The sequence below is a fragment of the Acinetobacter sp. FL genome (genome assembly GCF_040744925.1).
GTDB lineage: Bacteria > Pseudomonadota > Gammaproteobacteria > Pseudomonadales > Moraxellaceae > Acinetobacter > Acinetobacter radioresistens.
Genome location: NZ_CP160437.1, coordinates 727,054 through 750,340 on the forward strand (window position 1 = coordinate 727,054; position 23,287 = coordinate 750,340).

24 protein-coding genes, 4 tRNA genes and 1 riboswitch are annotated in these 23,287 nt (G+C 42.8%); of the genes, 6 read left to right on the top strand and 22 right to left on the bottom strand.

Annotated features, from left to right (window positions below):
* Positions 1-137: 137 nt before the first annotated feature.
* Both cysG and ABZP31_RS03350 read left to right on the top strand, forming a co-directional pair.
* Entirely contained in the window at positions 138-1,511 is a 1,374-nt protein-coding gene (cysG, locus tag ABZP31_RS03345; RefSeq protein WP_248134367.1) for a siroheme synthase CysG, read from the top strand.
* 34 nt (positions 1,512-1,545) lie between these two features.
* Positions 1,546-2,022 carry a tRNA (cytidine(34)-2'-O)-methyltransferase gene (locus ABZP31_RS03350; RefSeq protein WP_005015835.1) on the top strand — a complete coding sequence of 159 codons (477 nt, stop codon included), beginning with the start codon at positions 1,546-1,548 and terminating at the stop codon, positions 2,020-2,022.
* Positions 2,023-2,081: 59 nt separating this feature from the next.
* Here ABZP31_RS03350 and ABZP31_RS03355 read toward each other — a convergent pair whose 3' ends face one another.
* The 6 genes from ABZP31_RS03355 to rpoD all read right to left on the bottom strand — a co-directional run bounded on the left by ABZP31_RS03355 (position 2,082) and on the right by rpoD (position 8,533).
* Complete coding sequence (locus ABZP31_RS03355) at positions 2,082-3,473, bottom strand: APC family permease (protein ID WP_005015833.1); 1,392 nt, start codon at positions 3,471-3,473, stop codon at positions 2,082-2,084.
* 257 nt (positions 3,474-3,730) lie between these two features.
* Entirely contained in the window at positions 3,731-4,915 is a 1,185-nt protein-coding gene (locus tag ABZP31_RS03360) for an iron-containing alcohol dehydrogenase (RefSeq protein WP_248134365.1), read from the bottom strand.
* 1 nt (position 4,916) lies between these two features.
* On the bottom strand, positions 4,917-5,450 hold the full coding sequence (locus ABZP31_RS03365; RefSeq protein WP_005015830.1) for a hypothetical protein: 534 nt from the start codon (positions 5,448-5,450) through the stop codon (positions 4,917-4,919).
* A 77-nt stretch (positions 5,451-5,527) separates the two neighbouring features.
* Positions 5,528-6,193 (bottom strand): lipoyl(octanoyl) transferase LipB, encoded by a 666-nt coding sequence (lipB, locus tag ABZP31_RS03370; RefSeq protein WP_248134363.1) that lies wholly within the window; start codon positions 6,191-6,193, stop codon positions 5,528-5,530.
* Between the two features lie 58 nt (positions 6,194-6,251).
* Entirely contained in the window at positions 6,252-6,539 is a 288-nt protein-coding gene (locus ABZP31_RS03375; protein ID WP_248088391.1) for a DUF493 domain-containing protein, read from the bottom strand.
* Between the two features lie 104 nt (positions 6,540-6,643).
* The gene (gene rpoD, locus ABZP31_RS03380; RefSeq protein WP_151838839.1) at positions 6,644-8,533 is read right to left on the bottom strand and encodes an RNA polymerase sigma factor RpoD; all 1,890 of its coding nucleotides are present in this window, start codon (positions 8,531-8,533) and stop codon (positions 6,644-6,646) included.
* A gap of 351 nt (positions 8,534-8,884) precedes the next feature.
* Between rpoD and ABZP31_RS03385 the strand changes: the two genes are divergently transcribed.
* Together ABZP31_RS03385 and ABZP31_RS03390 are read left to right on the top strand one after the other, a co-directional pair.
* Positions 8,885-9,088, top strand: coding sequence for a PA3496 family putative envelope integrity protein (locus ABZP31_RS03385; RefSeq protein WP_005015822.1), 204 nt, complete (start codon positions 8,885-8,887; stop codon positions 9,086-9,088).
* A 63-nt stretch (positions 9,089-9,151) separates the two neighbouring features.
* Positions 9,152-9,676 carry a YecA family protein gene (locus ABZP31_RS03390; RefSeq protein ID WP_005015821.1) on the top strand — a complete coding sequence of 175 codons (525 nt, stop codon included), beginning with the start codon at positions 9,152-9,154 and terminating at the stop codon, positions 9,674-9,676.
* A 162-nt stretch (positions 9,677-9,838) separates the two neighbouring features.
* Here the strand turns inward: ABZP31_RS03390 and ABZP31_RS03395 are convergent, their stop codons facing one another.
* From ABZP31_RS03395 to ABZP31_RS03405, 3 genes are all read right to left on the bottom strand, one after another.
* Positions 9,839-10,456, bottom strand: a complete 618-nt coding sequence (locus tag ABZP31_RS03395) for a DedA family protein (RefSeq protein ID WP_026444505.1) — start codon at positions 10,454-10,456, stop codon at positions 9,839-9,841.
* A 94-nt stretch (positions 10,457-10,550) separates the two neighbouring features.
* Positions 10,551-10,817, bottom strand: a complete 267-nt coding sequence (locus tag ABZP31_RS03400) for a hypothetical protein (RefSeq protein WP_026444506.1) — start codon at positions 10,815-10,817, stop codon at positions 10,551-10,553.
* A 268-nt stretch (positions 10,818-11,085) separates the two neighbouring features.
* Positions 11,086-12,018 (bottom strand): rhodanese-related sulfurtransferase, encoded by a 933-nt coding sequence (locus tag ABZP31_RS03405; protein ID WP_248134361.1) that lies wholly within the window; start codon positions 12,016-12,018, stop codon positions 11,086-11,088.
* A 114-nt stretch (positions 12,019-12,132) separates the two neighbouring features.
* Here ABZP31_RS03405 and ABZP31_RS03410 point away from each other — a divergent pair, with 114 nt between their 5' ends.
* The gene (locus ABZP31_RS03410; RefSeq protein WP_248134359.1) at positions 12,133-12,618 is read left to right on the top strand and encodes a DUF1289 domain-containing protein; all 486 of its coding nucleotides are present in this window, start codon (positions 12,133-12,135) and stop codon (positions 12,616-12,618) included.
* A gap of 36 nt (positions 12,619-12,654) precedes the next feature.
* Here the strand turns inward: ABZP31_RS03410 and ribB are convergent, their stop codons facing one another.
* The 12 genes from ribB to ABZP31_RS03470 all read right to left on the bottom strand — a co-directional run bounded on the left by ribB (position 12,655) and on the right by ABZP31_RS03470 (position 19,859).
* Complete coding sequence (ribB, locus tag ABZP31_RS03415) at positions 12,655-13,314, bottom strand: 3,4-dihydroxy-2-butanone-4-phosphate synthase (RefSeq protein ID WP_005024979.1); 660 nt, start codon at positions 13,312-13,314, stop codon at positions 12,655-12,657.
* 92 nt (positions 13,315-13,406) lie between these two features.
* Positions 13,407-13,560, bottom strand: a riboswitch (FMN riboswitch).
* A 198-nt stretch (positions 13,561-13,758) separates the two neighbouring features.
* Positions 13,759-14,139 (bottom strand): aspartate 1-decarboxylase, encoded by a 381-nt coding sequence (gene panD / locus ABZP31_RS03420; protein WP_005015800.1) that lies wholly within the window; start codon positions 14,137-14,139, stop codon positions 13,759-13,761.
* Positions 14,140-14,282: 143 nt separating this feature from the next.
* The gene (gene pth / locus ABZP31_RS03425; protein WP_111280595.1) at positions 14,283-14,864 is read right to left on the bottom strand and encodes an aminoacyl-tRNA hydrolase; all 582 of its coding nucleotides are present in this window, start codon (positions 14,862-14,864) and stop codon (positions 14,283-14,285) included.
* Between the two features lie 19 nt (positions 14,865-14,883).
* Positions 14,884-15,180, bottom strand: a complete 297-nt coding sequence (gene rplY, locus ABZP31_RS03430; RefSeq protein ID WP_005015793.1) for a 50S ribosomal protein L25 — start codon at positions 15,178-15,180, stop codon at positions 14,884-14,886.
* A gap of 99 nt (positions 15,181-15,279) precedes the next feature.
* Positions 15,280-16,233 carry a ribose-phosphate pyrophosphokinase gene (locus tag ABZP31_RS03435; RefSeq protein WP_005015785.1) on the bottom strand — a complete coding sequence of 318 codons (954 nt, stop codon included), beginning with the start codon at positions 16,231-16,233 and terminating at the stop codon, positions 15,280-15,282.
* 36 nt (positions 16,234-16,269) lie between these two features.
* Positions 16,270-16,344: transfer RNA gene (locus tag ABZP31_RS03440), tRNA-Gln, on the bottom strand.
* Positions 16,345-16,435: 91 nt separating this feature from the next.
* Positions 16,436-16,510 (bottom strand) — tRNA-Gln (locus tag ABZP31_RS03445).
* 20 nt (positions 16,511-16,530) lie between these two features.
* Positions 16,531-16,605: transfer RNA gene (locus ABZP31_RS03450), tRNA-Gln, on the bottom strand.
* Between the two features lie 27 nt (positions 16,606-16,632).
* Positions 16,633-16,707: transfer RNA gene (locus tag ABZP31_RS03455), tRNA-Gln, on the bottom strand.
* 1 nt (position 16,708) lies between these two features.
* Positions 16,709-17,539, bottom strand: a complete 831-nt coding sequence (gene ispE, locus ABZP31_RS03460; protein WP_248134357.1) for a 4-(cytidine 5'-diphospho)-2-C-methyl-D-erythritol kinase — start codon at positions 17,537-17,539, stop codon at positions 16,709-16,711.
* A 25-nt stretch (positions 17,540-17,564) separates the two neighbouring features.
* On the bottom strand, positions 17,565-18,140 hold the full coding sequence (lolB, locus tag ABZP31_RS03465; protein WP_111280597.1) for a lipoprotein insertase outer membrane protein LolB: 576 nt from the start codon (positions 18,138-18,140) through the stop codon (positions 17,565-17,567).
* 12 nt (positions 18,141-18,152) lie between these two features.
* Entirely contained in the window at positions 18,153-19,859 is a 1,707-nt protein-coding gene (locus tag ABZP31_RS03470) for a tetratricopeptide repeat protein (protein ID WP_248134355.1), read from the bottom strand.
* A 78-nt stretch (positions 19,860-19,937) separates the two neighbouring features.
* Between ABZP31_RS03470 and hemA the strand changes: the two genes are divergently transcribed.
* Entirely contained in the window at positions 19,938-21,221 is a 1,284-nt protein-coding gene (hemA, locus tag ABZP31_RS03475; RefSeq protein WP_248134353.1) for a glutamyl-tRNA reductase, read from the top strand.
* A 19-nt stretch (positions 21,222-21,240) separates the two neighbouring features.
* Here the strand turns inward: hemA and ABZP31_RS03480 are convergent, their stop codons facing one another.
* Complete coding sequence (locus ABZP31_RS03480) at positions 21,241-23,124, bottom strand: CHC2 zinc finger domain-containing protein (RefSeq protein WP_248134351.1); 1,884 nt, start codon at positions 23,122-23,124, stop codon at positions 21,241-21,243.
* Positions 23,125-23,287 lie beyond the last annotated feature (163 nt).

Below are 23,287 nucleotides of genomic sequence, written 5' to 3' on the forward strand. Positions count from 1 at the left end.
ATTAAGTTCAAGCTTTATCCATTTTTACACCAGCTGATAAACCAAAAATGGCAAGTTTTTTGCTATTTATTTACTTTTTAACATCCCGGTTCAAAGGGATGATGATAAAATATTGCAGTGATATGAGGGTAAAATTTGTGGATATTTTTCCAATCTCTTTAAAGTTGCAGCAGCAACCTTGTCTGATTGTAGGAGGAGGAAAGATTGCTTACCGCAAAGCGGTCTTGCTCTCTCAGGCAGGTGCCATCATTGATGTACTGGCACCTGATATTGACCCGGCACTGGCAGAGATTGTCATGCAAACAGCCGGACAGCATATTGCACTAAGTTATCCGGCTGATATTAAATTAAAGCAGTATCGTCTGGTTATTGCCGCAACCAATGTTGCAGAGGTAAACCGGCAGGTTTTTCTGGACTGTGAGACAGATCATGTTTTAGTGAACAGTGTCGATGACCCTCCACATTGCCGTTTTATGGTGCCAGCAATTATTGACCGTTCACCCTTGGTAATATCGATTGCCAGTAACGGAACATCACCAGTATTATCGCGCCAGATTCGAACCCAGCTCGAAGCGGCTATTCCCTATGGAATGGGTAAACTGGCTGAATTCTCTGGAAAATGGCGTAGTCGCGTTAAGGAAGTAATAGTCAATCCTGATGAGCGCCGGATATTTTGGGAAGAGTTGTATGCCAGTCCGCTTAAAGAACAGGTGTTTAATGACAGGTTGACCGATGCAGAGCAGCTAATCGAGCAGGCCCTCTCAACCTGGAAAACGCCAAAAGGTGAGGTCTACCTGGTCGGGGCAGGTCCCGGTGATCCAGAATTACTTACTTTAAAGGCCCTGCGTTTGATGCAACAGGCCGATGTAGTCATTTATGACCGTCTGGTCTCTCAACCTATTCTGGAACTTTGTCGACGTGATGCAGAAAAGGTGTATGTTGGTAAAGCGCGTTCCAACCATGCCGTACCGCAAGAAGGAATTAATGCCTTATTGGTAAAGTATGCACAACAAGGAAAGCGGGTTTGCCGTCTTAAGGGAGGTGACCCGTTTATTTTTGGACGTGGAGGTGAGGAAATTGAAGAGCTGTTTGCAGCAGGTATCGCATTTCAGGTCGTGCCGGGTATTACTGCGGCATCTGGTTGCTCTGCTTACGCCGGTATTCCATTAACTCATCGCGATTATGCTCAAAGTGTGCGTTTTTTGACGGGGCATTTAAAGGAAGGTTCACCGGAACTGCCATGGTCAGAGTTGGTGTATGAGAATCAGACATTAGTATTGTATATGGGTCTGGTAGGACTTGAAAAAATCTGTGAAAGACTGATAGAACATGGCCAGCGCCCAGATATGCCGGTTGCACTGGTTTCTAAAGGCACTACACCAGAGCAGAAAGTAGTAATCGGCACACTGGCAGATATTGTCTCTAAAGTTTCAGAACATCAGATTCAGGCTCCGACCTTAACCATTATTGGTGAAGTTGTTCGTTTACGTGAACAGTTGCAGTGGCAGTAATACTTAACTGTACCATTTTAAAGAGTAGATATTTGTGATTCATGTTGTGTTATTTGAGCCCGAAATTCCTGCAAATACAGGAAATATTATCCGTTTGTGTGCCAATACTGGCGCTCAACTGCATTTGGTGAAACCGTTAGGTTTTGAACTTGATGATAAAAAGCTTAAACGTGCAGGTCTGGATTATCATGAATGGGCTCGTATGCAGATCTGGGAAAATATTGAAGAATGCCTTGCACACTTGCAGACCAAAGGAATTGGTATAGATGCGGTTTATCCATTAACCACTAAAGGCTTTGAAACGCCGCATACTGCTGATCTTAACCGTCCGGTAGCTTTGCTGATGGGGCCGGAAACTCGTGGTTTGCCTGAGCAGGTACGCCTGATGTTTCCAGAACAGCATTGGATTCGTTTACCAATGGCACCCGAATCACGCAGTTTAAATTTATCAAATGCGACTGCTGTTATTGTATATGAAGCATGGCGCCAGCAGGGGTTTCAACCGCTTTAACCTAAATTAACCTATAAAAAAGAGGCGCTCAATGCGCCTCCTTTTCTTATATTTTATAATCAGCGATCATCATATTCATTATGCTGTGGAGCAGGGTATTTAAAGCCTTTAGTTTTATAACCTAAGTATAAAATACCAAACATGGCCCACCATAAACCATATTTCAATGCTGTTTCTTCAATCTCTAGCCACATTGCAAAAATGCTGATAAAACCGAGCATTGGAATAACTACAAAGTTAAAAATATCTTTGAGGTTCTTGCTGCGGCCATCACGTAGTGCGTAACGCGAAATTACGGACAGATTGACAAATGTAAATGCTGTCAGCGCACCAAAGCTGATCATTGAGATCACAATATCCAGGTCCATGAACCCAGCAGTTAAGGCAACTGCACCTACAATCATAATATTGTAAGACGGAGTGAAGCTTTTAGGACTGATATGACCAAAGATCTTTTTATTGATTACCCCATCACGTCCCATCACATACATCAGGCGGGATACGCCAGCATGTGCTGAAATTCCTGAAGCCATGACTGTTACAATTGCAAAATAAAGGACAACAGTCTTGAAAGCCACGCCGCCTACAGCTTGCAGGATATCTGGCTGGGTTGCCGCTACATCTTCAAAGTAAGTCTTCGGATCATTCGGGAAATAGATTTGCATGAAGTAGGTGCTGATAATAAAGATCACACCTGCAATTAAAGCTGTCAGGAAAATTGCTTTAGGCAAAGTGCGTTCAGTATCTTTTGTTTCTTCAGCCAGTGAGCTTAAGGAGTCAAAACCGGTAAATGAGAAGCAGAGTAAAGTTGCACCGGTAATTAAAGCACCCAAGCTAGTCATCTCGTTCCAGAACGGTTCCAGACTCCATAACTGGTATTTTGCATTGACCAGAGTACCATCAGCATTTACTCCACCAATCAGGAGGTTGTAGACCATCCAGGTGAAATAGGCAATTACGCCCAACTGTATAAACACGATTATACTATTGAAGTTCGCTACAAATCTGGCACCACGCAGATTTACACCGGTCATAAAGGCAGTTAAGCCTATTACCCATACCCAGTGATTCACATCCGGAAATAAAGCTTCCAGATAAATGACCGCCAGAATAATATTTACCATCGGTGACAATAAATAGTCTAACCAGGATGACCAGCCCACCATAAAGCCGACATTCGGATGAATGGATTTCTGGGCATAAGTATACGCAGACCCGGAAGACGGATAGCGACGGATCATATGACCATAACTGATCGAGGTAAACAGAATTGCGATCAGGGCAATAATGTAGGAAGTAGGTACATGATAATGACTTTCTTCAGATACCAGACCGAATGTATCAAACAAGGTCATAGGCTGAATATAGGCCAAACCAATAATAATAATGTGCCAGAGGCCTAGCGTTTTTTGCAGTTTGGCTGCCGATTGCGTCCCAGTGAAATTAGTCAACGGCGTTATCCTCATAATCGTTGATCAAGGATCAGCTATATTTAAGGATCGTTTGAGACGAACGATCCCCCCTACGAAATAAAGCAAAGTGCGCGCCAATCTATCTTAAATGATTTATATTGTCAGTAGCTTTGCAGGATTTTTTAGCATTTTTTTGGTTAGTTAAACTATTACCAAGATAAGTCGTCTTCTGTTTTAAAAGAAAAACGTCCAAAATTGGTCTAAATTTTGGACGCAAAAGTTATATAAACCAGCCTTTACCAAGCTTTTTGTAAAATCGCACGCAGGTCATCTAGAGTGGCTTCTTTCGGATTAAAGATAATCGAGCCATCATTTAAGGCTTTTTCTGCCACCTCATCGAGCTGTTCTTCAGTGACTTTACCAGTTTCACGTAGGTTTCTCGGGAGTTTAGTCAGGCTATATAGATGGTCACGCATGGTCAGGATAGTTGCAATAGCTTTGTCTGCACGCAGCTCTGCTGGTGTCTGGGCATAGGTATCTGCACCTGCAAGCGGTAACAGCAGCTCACCGATTTTATTGCCATTAATGCTTTTGTTATATTCCAGTACATAAGGCAGAAACAGATTCATACATAAACCATGCGGTAAATGAGCTACCGCGCCCAGTGCATGCCCAAGCGAGTGAACCAGACCGACCATAGAGTTAGAAAATGCAATACCAGCCATGGTAGAGGCTTGTGCCAATTCCAGACGACCTTGTGCATTATTGGGCTGATCCAGAACTTTAAACAGGTTTTCACTGATTTTTTTGATACCGGCGACAGCATAAGCATCACTTAGAGGATTGGAGGCGAGACAGGTGTATGCCTCGACACAGTGTGTAAGTGCGTCCATACCGGTCATGGCCGTCAGATGGGGCGGCAAGCTGGAAGTCATGCGCGGGTCAAGAATAGCTGCATGTGGCATCAGATAATAAGAAGCAAAAGCCAGTTTTACATTCTTTTCTGTGTCAGATACAACAGCTACCATGGTTACTTCAGAACCTGTACCTGAAGTAGTAGGAATTACAAAAAATGGTTTTAAAGCTTTCGGCAGATTGTGTGCACCGGAATATTTCAGCAGGTCATCGCCACCTTCAGACACTAAAATATTGGTAGCTTTGGAGGTGTCGATCACTGAACCGCCACCAACAGCAATGATGGCATCACAGTTATTGTCACGGTATGCCTGTGCCGCATTACGCACAGTCTGCAGACTTGAATCCGGTGGCACATCATCAAAAATACATCCAATCACAGCGTCAGTTGACTCAAAAGCTGCTTCAATCGGCTGTAACAAATTATTGGCCCGTACGCCTTTATCAGTGATGATCATCGGCCGCTTGGCGCCTAAAGTAGCCAGTTCAAAAGGAATATGTTCTAACGCGGCATTTCCTGCAATTACTTTAACTGGACAGAAAAATTCATAATAAGGTTTAGCCATGTTAAGTACTCCGTTTGAAATAGGACTGGGCAACTTTTAAATAAATATTGGTAGCGCCACTAAGTTTTTCTTTTAAGCCAAGTTTGGCCGGATATTGTTTTACTGCAAACTCTGCAACCAGTTTTGGCAAGATCAGAGATTCCATTTTGTTGAGGCAACGTACCAGACGAATTGCATAACTTACATCGCCATCGGCAACCATACGGTCATTTGCAAACGATTGTGCAGTACTTTCCTGAAAGGAAAAAACTAAGAATGCATGACTCAGGTGTTTAAACATGATGGTCAGGTCGGGTTTGCCATTAAAATCATTTAACAGTTTAAGTTGCCGTTCTGCTGTCACTTGTGCCACAAAGGCCGGACCATGCGGATATACTGTCATCGACAACACAAATCCTTCTGGAAATTTTGCAACTTCCTGCTGAATTTCATGGTCAACCTGACTGGCCATGACCAGTCCGCGTCCAATGATATCCATCATCAGCCTGACATAAGCCTGCTGCAAAGCGGGTTTTACAGAGTTTATAGAAATCACTCGCTTATCCCTTTATTCAAAAATATTATTATTTAGAGTAAATACTCTAATGTATTTTATAACATTCGCAAAGTCATTTATTCATTATTGACTTGCAGTTCACTAAAGTAATGGGTGTTGTCTAGATATTCAATGAAGTCCTGGCACAGTTTTTCAAAGGTAGGGTAGTCATCAAGTAGATCATTTAATCGTACCATTTCCAGACCGGCATAACCACAAGGGTTAATACAGTGAAAGCCGTCCAGTTGACAGTCAATATTTAATGCCAGTCCATGATAGCTACGGCCACGACGAATCTTGAATCCCAAAGAACCGATTTTACGGTCAGCAACGTAAACACCTGGCGCATCTGGCTTGGCATATGCTTCAATTCCATACTTTTTAAGCAGATCGACCATGAACTGTTCGGCAAAACTGACCAGCGTACGCACGTTCCATCTCAATCGATTCAAATCAAACATGAAATAAGCTACCAGCTGACCTGGGCCATGCCAAGTTACCTGACCGCCACGATCACTCTGCACTACTGGCATATCTGGACGCTGGAGGATATGTTCAGGTTTCCCAGCCTGTCCCTGAGTAAGAACATTATTATGCTGCAATAACCATAATTCATCGGGCGTATTTTTATCCCGCTGCTCGGTGAAGCGCTTCATGGCTTCAAAAGTTGGGGTATAGTCCTGTAATCCTTTAAAACAGCGTACAGTTAATGCGGGCTTAGATTCAGTTACTTGTTCCGCCATAGTAAAATGACCCTATCAGAAAGTAAAAAACCAGATATTGTTCATATCTGGTTTTGAATTAAAGCGCGGTTTTAATATAAGGGCAAGCGGCCAGGTCTGCATAAAGTGCATGAACCTGCTCCAGTTCATCAAAACGTAACTGGGCAGTAAGAGAGTGGTATTTTCCTGTACGTGATGGCTGTATCTTTAAGGTTGTTTCATCAAAATCAGGGAAATGTTTAAGCAGAATTTCAATTACTGCTATGCGCAGTTCATCGCCAGCATTGCCGATGAGCTTGATAGGATAATCCATCGGGAAAACCCAAAGTTCTTCACGCAGCTCACGCGATGGGGTACGGTCAAGCATAAGACACCTCAAAATGATAGAAAACGCCTGCTGAAGCAGGCGTCTTGAACAGTTAGTTAAAATATGAGGGCAGCGGGTTATATTTCAAACCGGTCCCAGCCCGGTTAGTCATTTTCCAGGAATGAACGTAAGTGCTCAGAGCGGGATGGATGACGCAATTTACGTAAAGCTTTGGCTTCAATCTGACGGATACGTTCGCGGGTAACGTCGAACTGTTTACCCACTTCTTCTAATGTATGGTCAGTTGGCATGTCGATACCAAAGCGCATTTTCAGAACTTTAGCTTCACGTTCGGTTAAGTTTTCTAAAACTTCACGTGTTGCTTCTTTTAACCCTTCTGAAGTTGCAGCGTCTACCGGAGAGGTAATGTTCTGGTCTTCAATGAAATCTCCCAGATGCGAGTCTTCATCATCACCAATTGGTGTTTCCATTGAAATCGGTTCTTTGGCAATTTTAAGTACCTTACGTACCTTCACCTCATCCATTTCCAGACGTTCACCCAGCTCTTCCGGTGTTGGCTCGCGGCCCATTTCCTGAAGTAACTGACGTGATACACGGTTGATCTTGTTAATTGTTTCAATCATGTGCACCGGAATACGGATGGTACGTGCCTGATCGGCAATTGAGCGGGTGATTGCCTGACGAATCCACCAGGTAGCATAAGTTGAGAACTTATAGCCACGACGGTATTCGAACTTGTCTACGGCTTTCATCAGGCCAATATTACCTTCCTGAATCAAATCCAGGAATTGCAGTCCACGGTTGGTATATTTTTTGGCAATCGAGATTACCAGACGCAAGTTGGCCTCAACCATCTCTTTTTTGGCACGACGAGCTTTAGCTTCACCAATTGCCATACGTTTAGAGATATCTTTAATATCAATAACGTTCAGACCAAGTTCTTTCTCAATATCAGCAATCTTCTGCTGGAATGCCAAAACATCAGGACGAACTTTTTCTAGATGACCTTTAATATCTGGAGATGCTTTTGCCATTTGTTCATCAAGCCAGCCCGGGTTTGACTCCTGTCCTGGAAAGGAGGTGCGGAACTGGGTACGGTCCATACGGCCACGACGAACTGCGTAGCGCATAATTTCACGTTCGGAAGTACGGATTTGCTCATGCGTACCACGAATCATTTCAGAAATAATATCAAAGAGGCGCGGAGTAAACTTAAACATCATAAATACAGATGCCAGAGCCTCAAGTGCAGCCTTTGCTTCTGCACTATCACGACCATGCTTTTCAATTACTGACTTAGTTTGTTGCCAGACTGTCTCAAGCTCGGTGAAACGAACTTTGGCAATTTCAGGATCCGGGCCCGAATCTGCTTCTGAATCATCATCTGATTCAGATTCTTCCTCTTCTTCTTCATCGTCATCAAGTTTAACTTCCTTGGTCGATTTCGAAGCAGTTTCATCTTCATCTTCTTCCAGTACAGCATCTTCTATCACTTCAGGAATTTCTTCATCAGATTCCGGATCAAGATAGCCTGAAAGAATATCGGCCAGACGACGTTCGCCTTCTTGATAATCTTTATATTCTTTTAATACAACTTCAACTGCATTTGGCCAGTAAGCAATAGAGTGAAGAACGTCGCGAATACCTTCTTCAATACGTTTAGCAATACTGATCTCGCCTTCACGGGTTAAAAGCTCGACAGTACCCATTTCGCGCATATACATACGTACAGGGTCTGTAGTACGGCCTGGCTCATTTTCAACTGAAGCAAGAACAGCTGCAGCTTCTTCTTCGGCTACCTCATCGGCAGCTTCGGCGTTATCCTCAAACATCGCATCATCAGATTCAGGAGCACGTTCGTGTACAGGAATACCCACATCCTGAAGCATCTGGATAATGTCTTCAATCTGTTCACTTTCAGTGATTGAGTCTGGGAGATGATCGTTAACCTCAGCGTAAGTTAGGTAACCTTGTTCTTTGCCTCGGCTAATCAGAGCCGCTACTTGAGAAGTAGGGGAATGCATATCGCTCATCTTTGCTTACTCTTCGTTGAATCTGTGGCAGTGAAAAACCGTGCATGATAGCACAAATCGCATCAAAATTTTCTGATTTGATCAGTCAAGCATGATTTTATAAATAGATTTCATTTCACAATTATTGTTGAATGTTGGGCTAAAATTATTTTTTTCAAGTGAATGGCCTAAATTTTGTCAGGTTAAACCCATCACTCAGTTAGTCCTCCATAAATACACAATTTTGCCGTTAAAAAAAAGAGTTATTTAACTGGAATTCTCAAAAAAAACAAATAAATCTTGACAATTAAAATGAAGAAAGATAAATAGCGCCTAGGCCCATTCACATTTTTCTACTACGAGGTAGTTTTAGTGTCTTCTACAGATTTTGAATTAGATGATAACTACGGTGATGATGATGTCAGCTTTGATGAGGCGTCGAGTAAAATCAGCGCAAAAGAATCATTGGAAAAACGTCGTCTGATCGATGACCTGCTAGCTCAACGTCGCCTGGAACGAGAACTGAAAGATTTTGATTACGACTTTGATGACGATGATCTCGACGATGACGAATAAACCCGATTGGGCATCCCGTCGAGAAATGCTATTCTAGGCTTAATTTATTAATTTGGATTCAAGATGAGTGCTTTAGATTTAGACCTGTTGAGCGAGTATCTAGATGGTGACCAAAATGAGTATGGTCTAGATTTTGCAGCAACTCACGGTTTTTTATGTGCTATTGCGGTTGGCCCGAAGTTTGATCGCTGGCTTGAAGAGCTGTTTGATAATAATCACAAGAAAGTGCCAGCAGAAATTATTACCCAAATCAAGCTCTGGTTGACTTCACTTCAGCAAAATCTTGCCAATGAAGAGGGTATCGAGTTTCCCTTTGAAATTGAGGAAGCTGATGTAGAATCCAGCTTGGGCGACTGGTCAGTTGGTTTTGTCGATGCCATGTTCTTAAATGAGGAAGCCTGGTTTACGCCAGAGTTTGAAGATCAGTTGGTAGACTTAACCTTGCCGATTATGGTGTTCAGTGGCGTTGATGAAGAAGATCCGCAGATGGAATCTTTCCGTCGTAATGGCCAGTTGATGGATGAATTGGCAGAGGAAATTCCAGAGAATCTCAATGAACTCTATCTGATGTACCATACGCCAGAATAGTTTCTCTTAAAGAAAAACACCCTCATGCAGGGTGTTTTTTTATAGTTTTTTGCCAGAATCAGATAATTATCATGAGTATAGTTATAATTCACAGGGAATTTCGTCAAAATTTAGCAGACTAAAATTACAGCTGTGAAAGTTCGGCTATGATAAAAAATGCTGCTAAGAGAAATGTTTTTTCTTCCAGTAGCACTTAAATACAAAACAGAGTGCAATAATCACAACAATAGCCAAGACCATATTGCCGACATTACTCATCAGCGCATGCATCTTGTCCTGATTTTCACCCAGATAGAAACCCACACATGCAAGAAATGTCGTCCAGATCACTGTGCCCAGCCCGCTATAAAGCATGAACTTCCAGAATGGCATTCGGCTCATACCTGCGGGAATGCTGATCAGTGAGCGTACGGCAGGTACCATGCGACCCAAGAATACAATCCGATGCCCATAATGTTCAAACCATTTCAAGGCTTTAATAACATCAGCTCTCTTGATGAAAAGATATTTACCGTACCGGTCTACCAGATCAAGCAGTCTGTCCTGAGGAATTTTTCTGCCAATCCAGTAGAGTAGGGCCGCTGCCAGTAATGAACCACAGCTACCAGCAATAATGATACCCACTAAAAGCAATTCACCTTTTGACGCCACATAACCGGCAGACGGCATAATAACTTCAGAAGGGATAGGAGGAAAAATGTTGTCCAGAAACATCAGTAAGGCTATTCCCAGATAGCCTAACTGTTCCATGATTGAAATAACCCACTCATCAAGATTCATAGATCAGCTCACGTCATTCAGTTTAGGTATTTATACTTTGCAGTGAAAACCAATCTTTTATTTTATTCTGTCTAAATCATGTAAGTAGATGAGTTTATTCCTGATAATTGACTAAAGTATGAATATAGACTTTTCGCAAGAAGTAGGCAAAACACAAAGGCAGCGTACCAATACAGAGTAAGGAAAGAAACATTCCTTTCAAATGATAGGCAATAAACAGCGCAAAGATGATACCGATCATTGCACCTAATAAGACTATAAAAATATGGGGTTGTTTTTCTAGCTCAGCCTGAATCTGATTAGACTGTAAAGAATGGATGCTTGAAGAAGCTGGATATTCAGTATGCTCACTAATTTCCATAAATCTGGCCTTCCTGCAAATGAATCTGAATGGTTTTATTCACATATTTGCCTATAAGAGTAATATCTATAGACTTATAAATTTTTTATGGTGAATAGAAGGTAACAAAATCTAACAGTGTGTAGATTAGCAAGATCAATGAGCAATACAATAAGCTTCAGATAGTGAAAATGTAGAAAACTATAGCGGGTTTGCGAGTGAATGTGATAAAACGTAAAAACCGCATCAAAACTAATGCGGTTTTTAACATATAGATTACATTAAAGAATTATAGACGTTTACGTTTTGCTGCAGCAATTTGAGACTGACGCATACGGAAACCTGCCTTCTGTTTTTCTGTTGTTTTATCTATACAGTACTTGCAAGATACGCCATGTTCATAGCTGTGCAGTTCAATTTCTTCAGGCGTTAATGGCCATCCACATGCATGGCATTTACTGTGCTGTCCTTCTTCCACGCCATGAGTAACAGCAGTACGCCCATCAAAGACAAAACATTCACCTTCCCAGAGACTTTCTTCCGGTGGTGTTTCTTCTAGGTATTTTAAAATACCGCCTTTGAGATGGTAAACCTCATTGAAACCTTCTTGTAAAAGTAATGAAGTTGATTTTTCACATCGAATGCCCCCTGTACAGAACATCGCAATTTTTTTGTCTTTATACTGTTCAAGGTTCTTTTTTACGTACTCGGGAAATTCACGGAAGGTTTCAGTTTTAGGGTCAATTGCGCCCTTAAATGTACCCGCCTTATACTCATAGTCGTTTCGTGTATCAATCAGAATTACATCATCGCGTGCAATGAGTTCATTCCATTCTTTCGGGTCAAGATAATGGCCGACCAGGTCACGTGGTTTTACCGGTACACCGAGCGTTACGATTTCTTTTTTTAGCTTGATTTTCATTTTACGAAATGGTTTGTCAGCACTATGGGACTCTTTATATTCCATTTCGTTAAACCCTTCGCCCAGCAAAAACTGATGAAGAGTATCAATAGCATTGCGGTCGCCTGCTACAGTCCCGTTAATACCTTCTCCTGCTACAATAAGAGTCCCACATAGGTTCATAGCTTGCACCAGATCAAGAAGACGCTGCTGAAGATCGGCTGGATCTTGAACTTCTTTAAATTGATATAGTGCGGCAACAACCCAGTCAGTGGTCGCTTGCTGTTCTACAGGTGCAAGCTGTTCTACAGTAGCGTTCATGGAAGACTCCAAATGTATTAAGATAGGAAATTAAGGCGCGTATTTTAGCGCGAATTTTATGAAGAAGCGAGAAAACCATATGGCTGTTATGGTTTTTATTGAAAGGAGCCTGTCTTGAATACTGAACGCCGTATCCCATCCCTGACACCGTGTGCTGGACGTTGTTCAACTGTATTTGGTGATCAGGTCTGTCGGGGGTGCCGGCGTTTTAATCATGAAGTGATCCAGTGGAATACGTATACAGTTGAAGAGCGTATGGCAGTGTGGCAACGACTCGATGCCCAGCTGGACCAGATTTTAGTACCTATGCTCCCGATGGCCCAGCTGGCACAAGTTGAGGAGTTCGTTTTATCAAAACGGGTACGTCTGCTGGAAAATGCGAGTCAGGGACGCAAGTTATACCATGCACTTAAAATCTGTGAAAAAAATAAGAATCTGGCTGAAGAGAGTGGTTTGGGTATCAGTACTGACCAAATTAAACCATTATGGCAACTATTTGAGCAAAAAGTATTGGCTTTGGCTAAAGCCAGTTATGAACTGGCTTGGTTGCGGGCAGGGGATATACGACAAAATCTGCTGTATATGGAAGATGATGAGTAAGCCTCCTGAGAGGCTATTCTAAAAGTCTGTTAAGTTTTAGATTTGATGTTGCATGCGGTATTGAACCAGCTCTTCTATGGTAATTACGGTAAGGTGATGAGTCTGGGCATATGCCAGTACCTGAATACCTGTAGCCATAGTTCCGTCAGGATTGGTCAGCTCACATAACACCCCTGCCGGTTTAAGGCCAGCCATACGTGCCAGATCTATACTACCTTCGGTATGTCCGCGACGAACCAGCACACCGCCATCTCGTGCGCGCAAGGGAAAAACATGGCCGGGACGATTTAAATCACTTGCCACAGCGCCGTCTTTAATTGCAGCATGAATAGTAGTTACCCGGTCTTTTGCTGAAACGCCAGTCGTTACCCCCTGAGCTGCTTCAATAGTTACTGTAAAAGCAGTATGGAAATGGCTGGAATTGTGCTTCACCATTGGCGAAAGTTCTAAGTGATCTGCAGCTTGTTCGGTAAGACATAAACAGACGATGCCAGAACCATCGCGAATCATGCGAGCCATGGTTTCAACATTGAGAGTTTCAGCAGCTACAATCAGATCAGCTTCATTTTCCCGGTCAAAATCATCCATAACCAGTACAGGCTTACCCTGGCGAATATCTTCTAGAGCTTGCTGAATACGTTGCTCAGCAGGAGATAAAGCGGAAAAAAACAGTTCGGGTTGAATTAAACTAGACATATGAAACGCTCACGTAAATGAAAATACAGTGGAACATTTCAGGACAGATATGAAATATATAACGACCCCTATATAAATATACATAAGGGTAATCTCGTCTTCTTTCATCCGGACTATACCGTCGGCTTTGGAATTGCACCAAATCTGCGTAGTACTTTAAATAGGTAATACGCTCGTGGGCTTGCTGATTTTATATTGAAACAACTTTACCACCGGTGGGGAATTTCACCCCGCCCTGAAGCGATGTAGCTCAATTATAATGCAATTTTAAGTGAATAATCATGTTTTTCTATAGAACGATCGGTTCTATATTTAGAATAAATTAGTCTAAATGCCTTTTGGGTACGTTATTACTGTATGAAATTTAAGATACTTTTTCTGTAAAGTGCAGCTATAAATATAAAAAAGCCCATACATGGGCTTTTTAAGATTATCTTTTTTACTTTAAGCGACCTGAACCGGTATGCAGTTAGCAGTATGATTTACCGTATTGTCAGGGTTGGCATAGACGAGACGCGGTTTATGCGCATTGGCTTCAACTTCGGTAAAATCACCAAAGGTGGCAATGATGACTAAATCTCCAACATCTGCCTGATGAGCTGCACCGCCATTTACAGAGATAATCCCTGAGTTTTCTTCACCACGAATTGCATAAGTGGCAAAGCGTTTGCCATTAGTTACGTTCCATACATGGATTTCTTCATATTCGCGGATGCCAGCTAGATCCATCAGAACGCCATCAATTGCACAAGAACCTTCATAATGAAGTTCAGCATGAGTTACTACCGCACGATGAATTTTGCATTTTAATAAACGAGATAGCATGGCTAGCGTCTCCTTGGTCGACCAAGATAGGTCTTAGGGTTAAATCAATCACTTGATACAGAGTGCAATAAAGCAACTGCTGCGCATTTTGCTCTTAAATAAGCGTCAAGGCAAGATGGATTATTCAGTAATGCAGGTTTTTATCAGCCCGGTTTGTAAGCATTAATCTGGTTCATGGCCTGCTGTATTTCACCATTGACCAGTAACTTGATTTTACTTAATGCATGGCTAATCGCATCATCCATAAGCTCTTGCTCACTGCGCGGGGCTTTGCTGAGGACATGTCCTGAAACACGCTCTTTAGAACCTGGATGCCCAATACCAATACGCAAACGATGAAAATCAGGACCGGTATGCGGAGTAATGTCCCGAAGCCCGTTATGTCCGCCGTGGCCGCCACCTGTTTTCAGCCGGATAATACCAGGATTCATATCGAGTTCGTCATGTGCTACTAGCATTGACTGGGGATTAATTTGATAGAATTTTGCGAAGGGTACCACACTCTGCCCCGAACGGTTCATAAATGTAGTGGGTAACAAGAGTCGGATATCTTGTCCTTCGATTTGACCACGACCGCTAATTCCATGGAATTTAGGATCATTTTTAAGAGTAATGCCATATTGTTCTGCCAGACGTTCGACAAACCAGAAGCCGGCATTGTGGCGGGTTTGGGCATACTCAGTACCTGGGTTGCCCAAACCAATAATCAGTGAAATGTTAGACACTAATTTTGCCTTTTAGCACTTATGCGCGTTTGAAATCAGCGTGCATAGGTGTATTTTTAGCTGGGTGACGCTGAAGCGCTTGAATTTTTACGCTTTCAGTTTTGTCGCCTACAACAATTTCAATAACTTCTTCAAAAAAAGCATTGTTTTCTAAAGCTTTTACAAGCTGACGAAGTTCTAGGGTAATTGCTACAGGTTCAGCATCACCACCATAGATGATTGCTGGAAGTTGAGCAGCGTGACGAAGGCGGCGGCTCGCACCTTTCCCTTGTACATCTGCAGCACGCGCTTGAGCGTTTAATGTAAAATTAGCCATGAGATATTCCTCATTGAGTTTAAGTTAAACCAGACTTGCGACCAGTCTGGTGAATAGAAAACCCCAGCTTATGCCAGGGTTTATAAAAAATCTGCGCTATTATAAGTAACTATCGAACATTGCGCTAATAGATTCTTCGTTATTGATACGACGAATTGTTTCAGCAACCATGCTAGCTACCGATACCTGACGAATTTTGCCAAGCTCAAGTGCTTCTTGTGAAAGAGGAATTGTGTCACATACGACCAGCTCATCAATCACAGAGTTCTTCAGGTTTTCAAGTGCCTTACCAGATAATACTGGGTGAGTTGCATAAGCAACCACTTTACGGGCACCGAAAGTTTTCAATGCATCAGCTGCTTTACAAAGCGTACCAGCAGTATCAACCATGTCATCAACAATGACACAATCACGGTCTTTTACATCACCAATCAGATGCATTACCTGTGATTCATTGGCTTTTTGACGACGCTTGTCAATAATAGCCAGATCGATATCACCCATCTGTTTTGCAACTGCGCGTGCACGTACAACACCACCTACGTCAGGTGAAACCACCATCAGGTTATGATGTGACTGTTGACGAAGATCAGCAAGCAGTGCAGGGGTACCATAGATATTATCTACAGGAATATCGAAGAAACCCTGGATCTGGTCGGCATGCAGGTCAATCATCACTACACGGTCTATACCGACAGTGGTGAGCATGTCAGCAACGACTTTAGCAGTAATAGGCACACGAGCAGAACGTGGACGACGGTCTTGACGAGCATAACCGAAGTAAGGAATGACAGCAGTAATACGACCAGCACTTGCACGGCGCAATGAATCAGCCATAACCAGAATTTCCATCAGGTTATCGTTGGTCGGTGCACAGGTAGGCTGAACAATAAAGACGTCTTTACCACGTACATTTTCAGTAATTTCTACTGCAATTTCACCATCAGAGAAACGGCCTACAGAAGCAGCTCCCAGCGGAATGTGTAAATGGCTTACGACTTTTTGAGCGAATTGTGGATGAGCGTTTCCACTAAAAACGACAAGATTGGGCATGAAGCACCCTTGGCGGTTGGCATGTATGGAATGAGATGGCAGGGGTAGCTGGATTCGAACCAACGAATGGCGGGATCAAAACCCGCTGCCTTACCACTTGGCGATACCCCTAATGCGGCAGAACTTTAATATTTTTGCATGGTTATGTCAAGGTAAATTAACACGAACTTGCAAATGAACGTTCTATCTTTTTACAGGAAAATGGCAGGGGCGGCTGGATTCGAACCAACGGATGGCGAGATCAAAACCCGCTGCCTTACCACTTGGCGACGCCCCTAAAATGGATGATTGTATTGATGGCAGGGGCGGCTGGATTCGAACCAACGGATGGCGAGATCAAAACCCGCTGCCTTACCACTTGGCGACGCCCCTAATACAAACATCTACAGGTAAAATTGATGGCAGGGGCGGCTGGATTCGAACCAACGGATGGCGAGATCAAAACCCGCTGCCTTACCACTTGGCGACGCCCCTATCAATTTACTTTCAACTGACATAATGGAGACTCATCTAAACTATGAACCAGGTAAGCTTTACATGGTGCATTCTTTAAAATATCGTCTGGCTTCATGTCAGAAGTCAGTTCAGTGAAAACACAAGCACCTGTACCTGTAAGCCGTGCAGTACCGAATTGATCGAGATAACGCATGGCTTCATCAACCTCTGGATATAAACCTCTGGCCAGTGGCTCAAAGTTATTTCCGAAAGCAGATGGCTTTAACTGATAGGCGCAAAATGTAGTGGGCTTCGTATTTCTTGTCAATGTTTTTTGTGAAAAAAGCAGTTGAGTGCTGATAAAACAGTCAGGTTTGAGCACTATGTATTGTTTCGGTTCTAAGTTAATGAAACTTAACTGTTCTCCAATTCCTTCTGCCCAAGCGTTGTGACCATATACAAAAACAGGTACATCCGCTCCAAGATGTGCACCATATTCAGCCAACTGTTCAATTGTTAAACCGCAATCCCAGAGCTGATTTAATATAATCAGTGTAGTGGCAGCATTGGATGATCCCCCACCTAATCCTGCACCCATCGGAATATTTTTCTCAATTTTGATCTGTACACCAGAAGAATTTTTAGTGTGTGATTTAAGTAATAATGCAGCTTTGTAGATTAGATTCTGTTCAAGCTGTACATTACCTAGACCTTCAATGTGAATTTTTCCAGTCATGTTGACTTCAAATTCCAACCAGTCATATAGGTCAATTAGTTGAAAAATACTCTGTAACTCATGGTAGCCATTTTCACGACGACCTGTAATATGTAAAAACAGATTAAGTTTAGCGGGTGAGGGAACTCGGATCATACTAAATACCACAGCTGAAAACAGATTAGCGATTCTGGATCAGCATTGTAATACGGTTTTCTTGGCCATTATCAAGTGACTGTTTTAAAATCAGTTTATTGGGTTGTTGGGCATTGCCATTATAGCTTAATTCGACATTCCAGTCCTGTTCCTGAATGGTACTGATCCGTTGCTGTTCATCTTTTTTAATTTTAGCATTCAAGCTTGCCGGTCTGCCTTGGACCCAGTGTACGAGGTGAGTAATCGGTGCCTGCCATCCAGTAGCACGTTCCAGTAGCTCTTCAGGTGTTGTTGCGCGAATCAGACCTGTCTTTGCACTATTCAGTGTGACTTCTCCCGGACGGCCTTGAATTTGTGTTTTGCCTACGCCTAAGATGCCCGTCAGTTCAATATCGAAATTATCCTGCTGCTGTTCCCAGTTAAAAAATGCACTCCCTGACTGCTTGGGAGTTTTTACCCCAATTTTTCCCTGCAGATTAAATTGATTGTTTTCTGGCTGGGTGTTAACCGGATTTTGAGGTTGGGTATATTGCTGACAGCCGGTAAAAGCCAGAGTTGCCGTAGCGCACAAAGCGAGTCCCAGTTTAGAAAAAGAACGCATGAAAGTTTAACTCTATTTAAATTGTTGAGGTAACAATAACGCATCTAACTGATCCAATTGCGGATCATTATGATATTTTTGTTTAAGCTGTTTTAACACTTCACTAAATTTTGTGAGTGAACCCTGCATATAAAGTGCTTTAGCGTAGCGTACGCCAATTTTCAGGTTCTGACTTAGGCTGTAGGCCTTGGCCAGTACCCGGACGGCAGTATCATAATCATTTTGCAATATGCAGACGTACCCGAGTGTGTCGAGTATTGAGGCTTGTTCCGGCGCATACTCAAGTGCATGCTCTGCATACTGGCGCGCTTCATTTAGACGCCGGTTTTGCAGAGCGAGAGTGTAAGCATATGCATTCAGGTAAGTTGGACTGTTTGGTTCTATTTCCAGCAAATGTTTGAGTGTCTGGTCCAGTTTTTCCCGGTCTTGAAAAGGATCAAGCAATAAGACTTGGGCATAGATCAGCTCCGGGTCATCTGGCAGGTTTTTAACTGCTTCATCAAGTAAGGCCAGCGCTGCTTTTTTATTTCCCGTCTTTTTCAAGATTTCTGCCTGAACCTGGTATAAAAAACTGGCATGCTGTGGATAATTGACACGTTCCTGAGTAAGAAAACGCAAGGCATCATTCAGCTGGTTTTGCTTTTCAAAAATAGTGACCAGATTCCGTCGTGATACAGTGTATAGACTACCGTCCACCAGACGATAATAAGCTTTCGCTGTTTCGTAATGCTGTTTCCGCTCGGCATTTACTGCCAAATAGTAATAAGCCTCATTCTGATACTGATCAGAATAACGTAGCTCTACCAGATATTTTTCTGCCTGCTCATATTGTTTGAGGTCAATACTGGTTAATCCGGCAATAAATAATGCCTCTTCAGCATCTGGCCACTGTTTTAAAATACCTTGAAGCTTTTTTAAGGCTGATTCGGCCTGATTGGATTTGACCAGAAAGCGGACCTCTGCCAGCCGGATATCCAAATTATATTTCTGTTTACGGCTTGATTTTTCCAGCCATTGCTGGGCTGCTAGCTGGTCATTCTGAGCCATTAACAGGTTGGCCTTCATCAGAATAAAACCAGTAACTTTGGGCCGCTTGCGCAGTGCCTGATTGATAGTCACTAAAGCCTGCTCTAGCTGACCATTTTGTGCTTCCAGACCAGCGATTAAAACCAGAATAGAAGGATTATTTTTTTCCTTACTGCTACGTAAGGCATTTAAAAGTATCTCGCGATCTTCTGGAAGCTCTGGGGCAATCCCTGCCAGAATCTGTTCCAGATCAGCATTTGGATCAATATTAAGAATTTTATTCAGGGTATCGGCGGCAAGCTCATATTCATGCGCTTTCAGAGAAATATGGGCCAGATAAAATAAAGCCGGGACATCTTGAGGTTCGTGAACCACCCAGTGTGTCGCGATGTCTAAGGCTGCTTTCAGATCATTCTGTTCGAGGGCAACATTCAGGGCACGCTGTTTGATAGTGGTTGAATTACTTTTAATGGCCAGTACAGTATAGTTATGCAACGCAGTAGGAATATCACCGTAAGCGAGTGCAAATTCGGCAATCATGCTTTGTTTTAAGGCATTATAGTTAGAATTTTCATGATAAATATCGCCCGATGCCCTAAGATGAGCGGTCGAGGCTATGCTACCTACCAGTAAGACTGTGGTAGAATATCGCCGTATAGTCATGCCGGATAGTCGGCTATTGATTTGACGCAATTTTTATTGATCCAGCTAATGCTTTTTATGACACCGATGTTGCACAATAACATAAATTTAGTGAAATGATGATCTGATATGTCTTTCTTTGCATTAGGGGTCAACCATCAAACTGCTTCTGTAGAGTTGCGAGAACAGATCGCTTTTAACCCTGAGCGGTTAAACGCTTTATTTGCCAAGCAAAGTCAGCATCCTGTCTTGAATGATATGGTGGTGGTCTCGACCTGTAACCGAACAGAAGTCTATGCCATGGCAGAGCATGCTGATATGGTATTGGACTGGCTCGCCCATGCAAATGGTTTAGATGTCAATCAGCTCATCAAACATACTTACCGTTATGAAGATGCTCAGGCGATTACTCACTTGATGCGTGTTGCCAGCGGTTTAGACTCTTTAATGCTGGGTGAACCGCAGATTCTGGGTCAAGTAAAACAGGCACTGTCGATTGCAAAAGAAGCCCATATGGTTTCACCGGCACTAAACCGCATTTTTGAATATGCCTTCTATGCAGCTAAACGTGTACGTTCAGAAACTGCTGTAGGTAGTCATGCAGTCTCTATGGGTTATGCAGTTGCTCAGCTTGCCCTGCAGGTCTTTAGCCAGCCACAAGAGTTGACTGTAATGGTTGTGGCTGCTGGAGAGATGAACAGTTTAGTAGCTAAACACCTAGCTGAAATGGGTGTAGGTAAAATCCTGATCTGTAATCGTAGTCGCGAGCGGGCAGAGAATTTGGCGCAGGAGATTGCTCATCAGGTAGAGGTCGAAATTCTGGAATTTTCGGAACTGGCCAGTAACTTGTACCGTGCTGATGTAATCTCAAGCTGTACAGGCAGCCTGTATCAGGTAATTTCTTATCGTGATGTGAAAACAGCATTAAAAAAACGGCGCTACCAGCAGATGTTAATGGTAGATCTGGCTGTTCCGCGTGATATTGAGCCAAAAGTCGCGTCACTAGATGGTGTATATCTGTATGGCGTTGATGACCTGCAAAGTGTTATTGACGAGAACCTTGCCCAGCGACGTCAGGCTGCGGTTGAAGCTGAAATTATGGTTAACCAGCTGGCGACCCAGCTTATTACCCATCAAAAGGTCCAGCAGGCTGGCAGTACTATCGCTGCTTATCGTGAACAGGGCCAGCACTTGACTGAATATGAGTTGCAGTTGGCGCTGGAGCATTTGCAGGCTGGAAAAGATGCGGCTGAAGTCCTGCAAAACTTTTCCCATCGTCTCACTCAGAAATTATTACATCCGACTTCAATTCTGCTAAAGCAGGCAGCTCAGGAAGAAGATCCCTCATATTTTGAGTGGTTACAGGACGGTTTGCAGGGGATATTTGACCGTCAGCGTAAACTTAAAAAATAATTTGAAAACAGCTTAAACCTTATGAATGCAATAATCTTAAGCTGATTTTCTTGGTCAGTTCATTGAGTTGCTGCCGCAGATTGCGTGATTCAATAAGTGAAATGGGTGATTTTAGTTTCTGTTTTAAGTATTTTTCCTGCAGGCCCAAGGCATATTCTTTAGCAAGCTTGTCTGCCATTTCTGGTGCCGGAATCAGGCTTTCAATATTGGTACGCTGTAAAATATCCGCAACCGCATGACAATACATACTGCACGCGCCAAGCACATAATAGACAGCCAGTTCCTGATCATCCGGTAGTTCATCAAAGATTTTATCTAATATTGCCAGTATTTGTGCCAGCAATTCATCCGGATGAATAAAAGCACGCAGAGTTTCAAAGTGAATATACAGATAAGGATGCCGTATCAGCATAGCGATGGCGAAATCTTCATCCTTGGTGCGGATATTAAAAGAGAGTGATGCATCATTACTAAGTTTCGGAGTAAAACGCTTGCCTAGGCCGAGCTTTTCTTTAAATGACTGAGTGAGCAGATAGCGAAATGATCCATGTTTAGGTAACAGGTCGGTAAGCTCCCTGAGCTCGCCCATTACCTGACTTTTACCCTCAGGTGAAGAAACATCTCGCTGTTGCGTGAGATGTGCAAATACAAAATCGGATAACAGGGGGGCCTGTTCAAGTAAACGCTGAAAATTTTCCAGTCCTTCACGACGGATCAGAGAATCGGGATCATGCTGGTCGGGTAAAACAAAAAATTTCAGTTCACGGCCATCATTTAATAAAGGCAGAGCAATTTCCAGTGTTCGCCGGGCTGCCTTTTGACCTGCAGCATCTCCATCAAACGCAATCGTAATCCGGTTATTCTGTCTGAATAAAATATTAAGATGTTCAGTATTGCTGGCTGTTCCAAGAGTTGCTACTGCACCGCTAATCCCGTATTGCTGCAATGCAATAACATCCATATAGCCTTCGACCATTAACCAGTCTTGAGCTTTCTGCTTGCGACCTTCATAAAGGCCGTACAATAACTGATTCTTATGGAAGACTTCAGAATCTGGCGAGTTAATATATTTGGGTTTGATCTCATCATTTAATGCACGCCCCCCAAAACCCACTACACGGCCCTTACTGTCCCGGATTGGGAAAATAACCCGGTCACGAAGTAAGTCAAAGTCACGTCCGCTTTCACTAGAGCGAATCAGCCCTAGCTGTTTCAGACCTTCAATATCATAGGGGAACGCCTTTTCCAGATGCTGCCAGTCCTCTGGTGCATAGCCCAAGCGCCAGAACTGGACTGCATCTTGACTTAACCCTCGCTGTTTAAAGTAAAATTGTGCGCTTTGACTTTTAGGTAACTGCTGTTCATAAAACTGAGCAATATTCTCTAGCAGATCATACAAGTTACCTTCCTGTACTGGTACATCTGTCACATTTTCAAATTGTTCAAACGGATCAAAACTCTGAAATTCAACGAAAGGATCAATCGGAGTATAAGGTGTATTTGTGATAGGAGACTGGATCTGTTCTTTAGCCTGCGCGGCAGGAGCCTGAACCGGCTTGCTAACTTTTTTGATTTCACGTTTATAGGACAGGCGCTTATTGTCCTGATTGTCTTTTGGCAGTTCAATACCAGTCTGGCTTGCCAGGTCTTTCATAACATCAACAAAATTACGGCTGTCGATATCCATTAAAAAACGTATGGCATTGCCATTGGCCTGACAGCCAAAGCAGTGGTAATACTGCTTGTCACGGTAGACATGGAAAGAGGGTGACTTTTCCTGGTGAAAAGGACAACAGCCAGAATAAGTCCGTCCGGTTTTTTTAAGTTTTACGCGTTGGCCAATCAGATCAACAATATCAGTACGATCCAGGATCTGATCAATCGTATGCTGTGGAATTGCCATAAGAAAAAGCCATTATTTTATATACTTTAACCATAAAAACGCTGACCTGAAGTCTTGCTTTAAGGACTATTCAGTTGCTATCACTTGAACTAAACAGTCCTGTACAGAATCTAGCCGTCTTTACTGAAAAAAAGAAGGGGGGGAAAGTATTTTAACTTTCCCC

What these genes read in the sequence shown, in the direction of transcription:
- ABZP31_RS03360 (WP_248134365.1), bottom strand. Translation starts at nt 4,915, where the DNA reads ATGGCTAAACCTTATTATGAATTTTTCTGTCCAGTTAAAGTAATTGCA.
- lipB (WP_248134363.1), bottom strand. Translation starts at nt 6,193, where the DNA reads ATGGCGGAACAAGTAACTGAATCTAAGCCCGCATTAACTGTACGCTGT.
- ABZP31_RS03375 (WP_248088391.1), bottom strand. Translation starts at nt 6,539, where the DNA reads ATGCTTGACCGTACCCCATCGCGTGAGCTGCGTGAAGAACTTTGGGTT.
- rpoD (WP_151838839.1), bottom strand. Translation starts at nt 8,533, where the DNA reads ATGAGCGATATGCATTCCCCTACTTCTCAAGTAGCGGCTCTGATTAGC.
- ABZP31_RS03390 (WP_005015821.1), top strand. Translation starts at nt 9,152, where the DNA reads ATGAGTGCTTTAGATTTAGACCTGTTGAGCGAGTATCTAGATGGTGAC.
- ABZP31_RS03395 (WP_026444505.1), bottom strand. Translation starts at nt 10,456, where the DNA reads ATGAATCTTGATGAGTGGGTTATTTCAATCATGGAACAGTTAGGCTAT.
- ABZP31_RS03400 (WP_026444506.1), bottom strand. Translation starts at nt 10,817, where the DNA reads ATGGAAATTAGTGAGCATACTGAATATCCAGCTTCTTCAAGCATCCAT.
- ABZP31_RS03405 (WP_248134361.1), bottom strand. Translation starts at nt 12,018, where the DNA reads ATGAACGCTACTGTAGAACAGCTTGCACCTGTAGAACAGCAAGCGACC.
- ribB (WP_005024979.1), bottom strand. Translation starts at nt 13,314, where the DNA reads ATGTCTAGTTTAATTCAACCCGAACTGTTTTTTTCCGCTTTATCTCCT.
- panD (WP_005015800.1), bottom strand. Translation starts at nt 14,139, where the DNA reads ATGCTATCTCGTTTATTAAAATGCAAAATTCATCGTGCGGTAGTAACT.
- rplY (WP_005015793.1), bottom strand. Translation starts at nt 15,180, where the DNA reads ATGGCTAATTTTACATTAAACGCTCAAGCGCGTGCTGCAGATGTACAA.
- ABZP31_RS03435 (WP_005015785.1), bottom strand. Translation starts at nt 16,233, where the DNA reads ATGCCCAATCTTGTCGTTTTTAGTGGAAACGCTCATCCACAATTCGCT.
- ispE (WP_248134357.1), bottom strand. Translation starts at nt 17,539, where the DNA reads ATGATCCGAGTTCCCTCACCCGCTAAACTTAATCTGTTTTTACATATT.
- lolB (WP_111280597.1), bottom strand. Translation starts at nt 18,140, where the DNA reads ATGCGTTCTTTTTCTAAACTGGGACTCGCTTTGTGCGCTACGGCAACT.
- hemA (WP_248134353.1), top strand. Translation starts at nt 19,938, where the DNA reads ATGTCTTTCTTTGCATTAGGGGTCAACCATCAAACTGCTTCTGTAGAG.
- ABZP31_RS03480 (WP_248134351.1), bottom strand. Translation starts at nt 23,124, where the DNA reads ATGGCAATTCCACAGCATACGATTGATCAGATCCTGGATCGTACTGAT.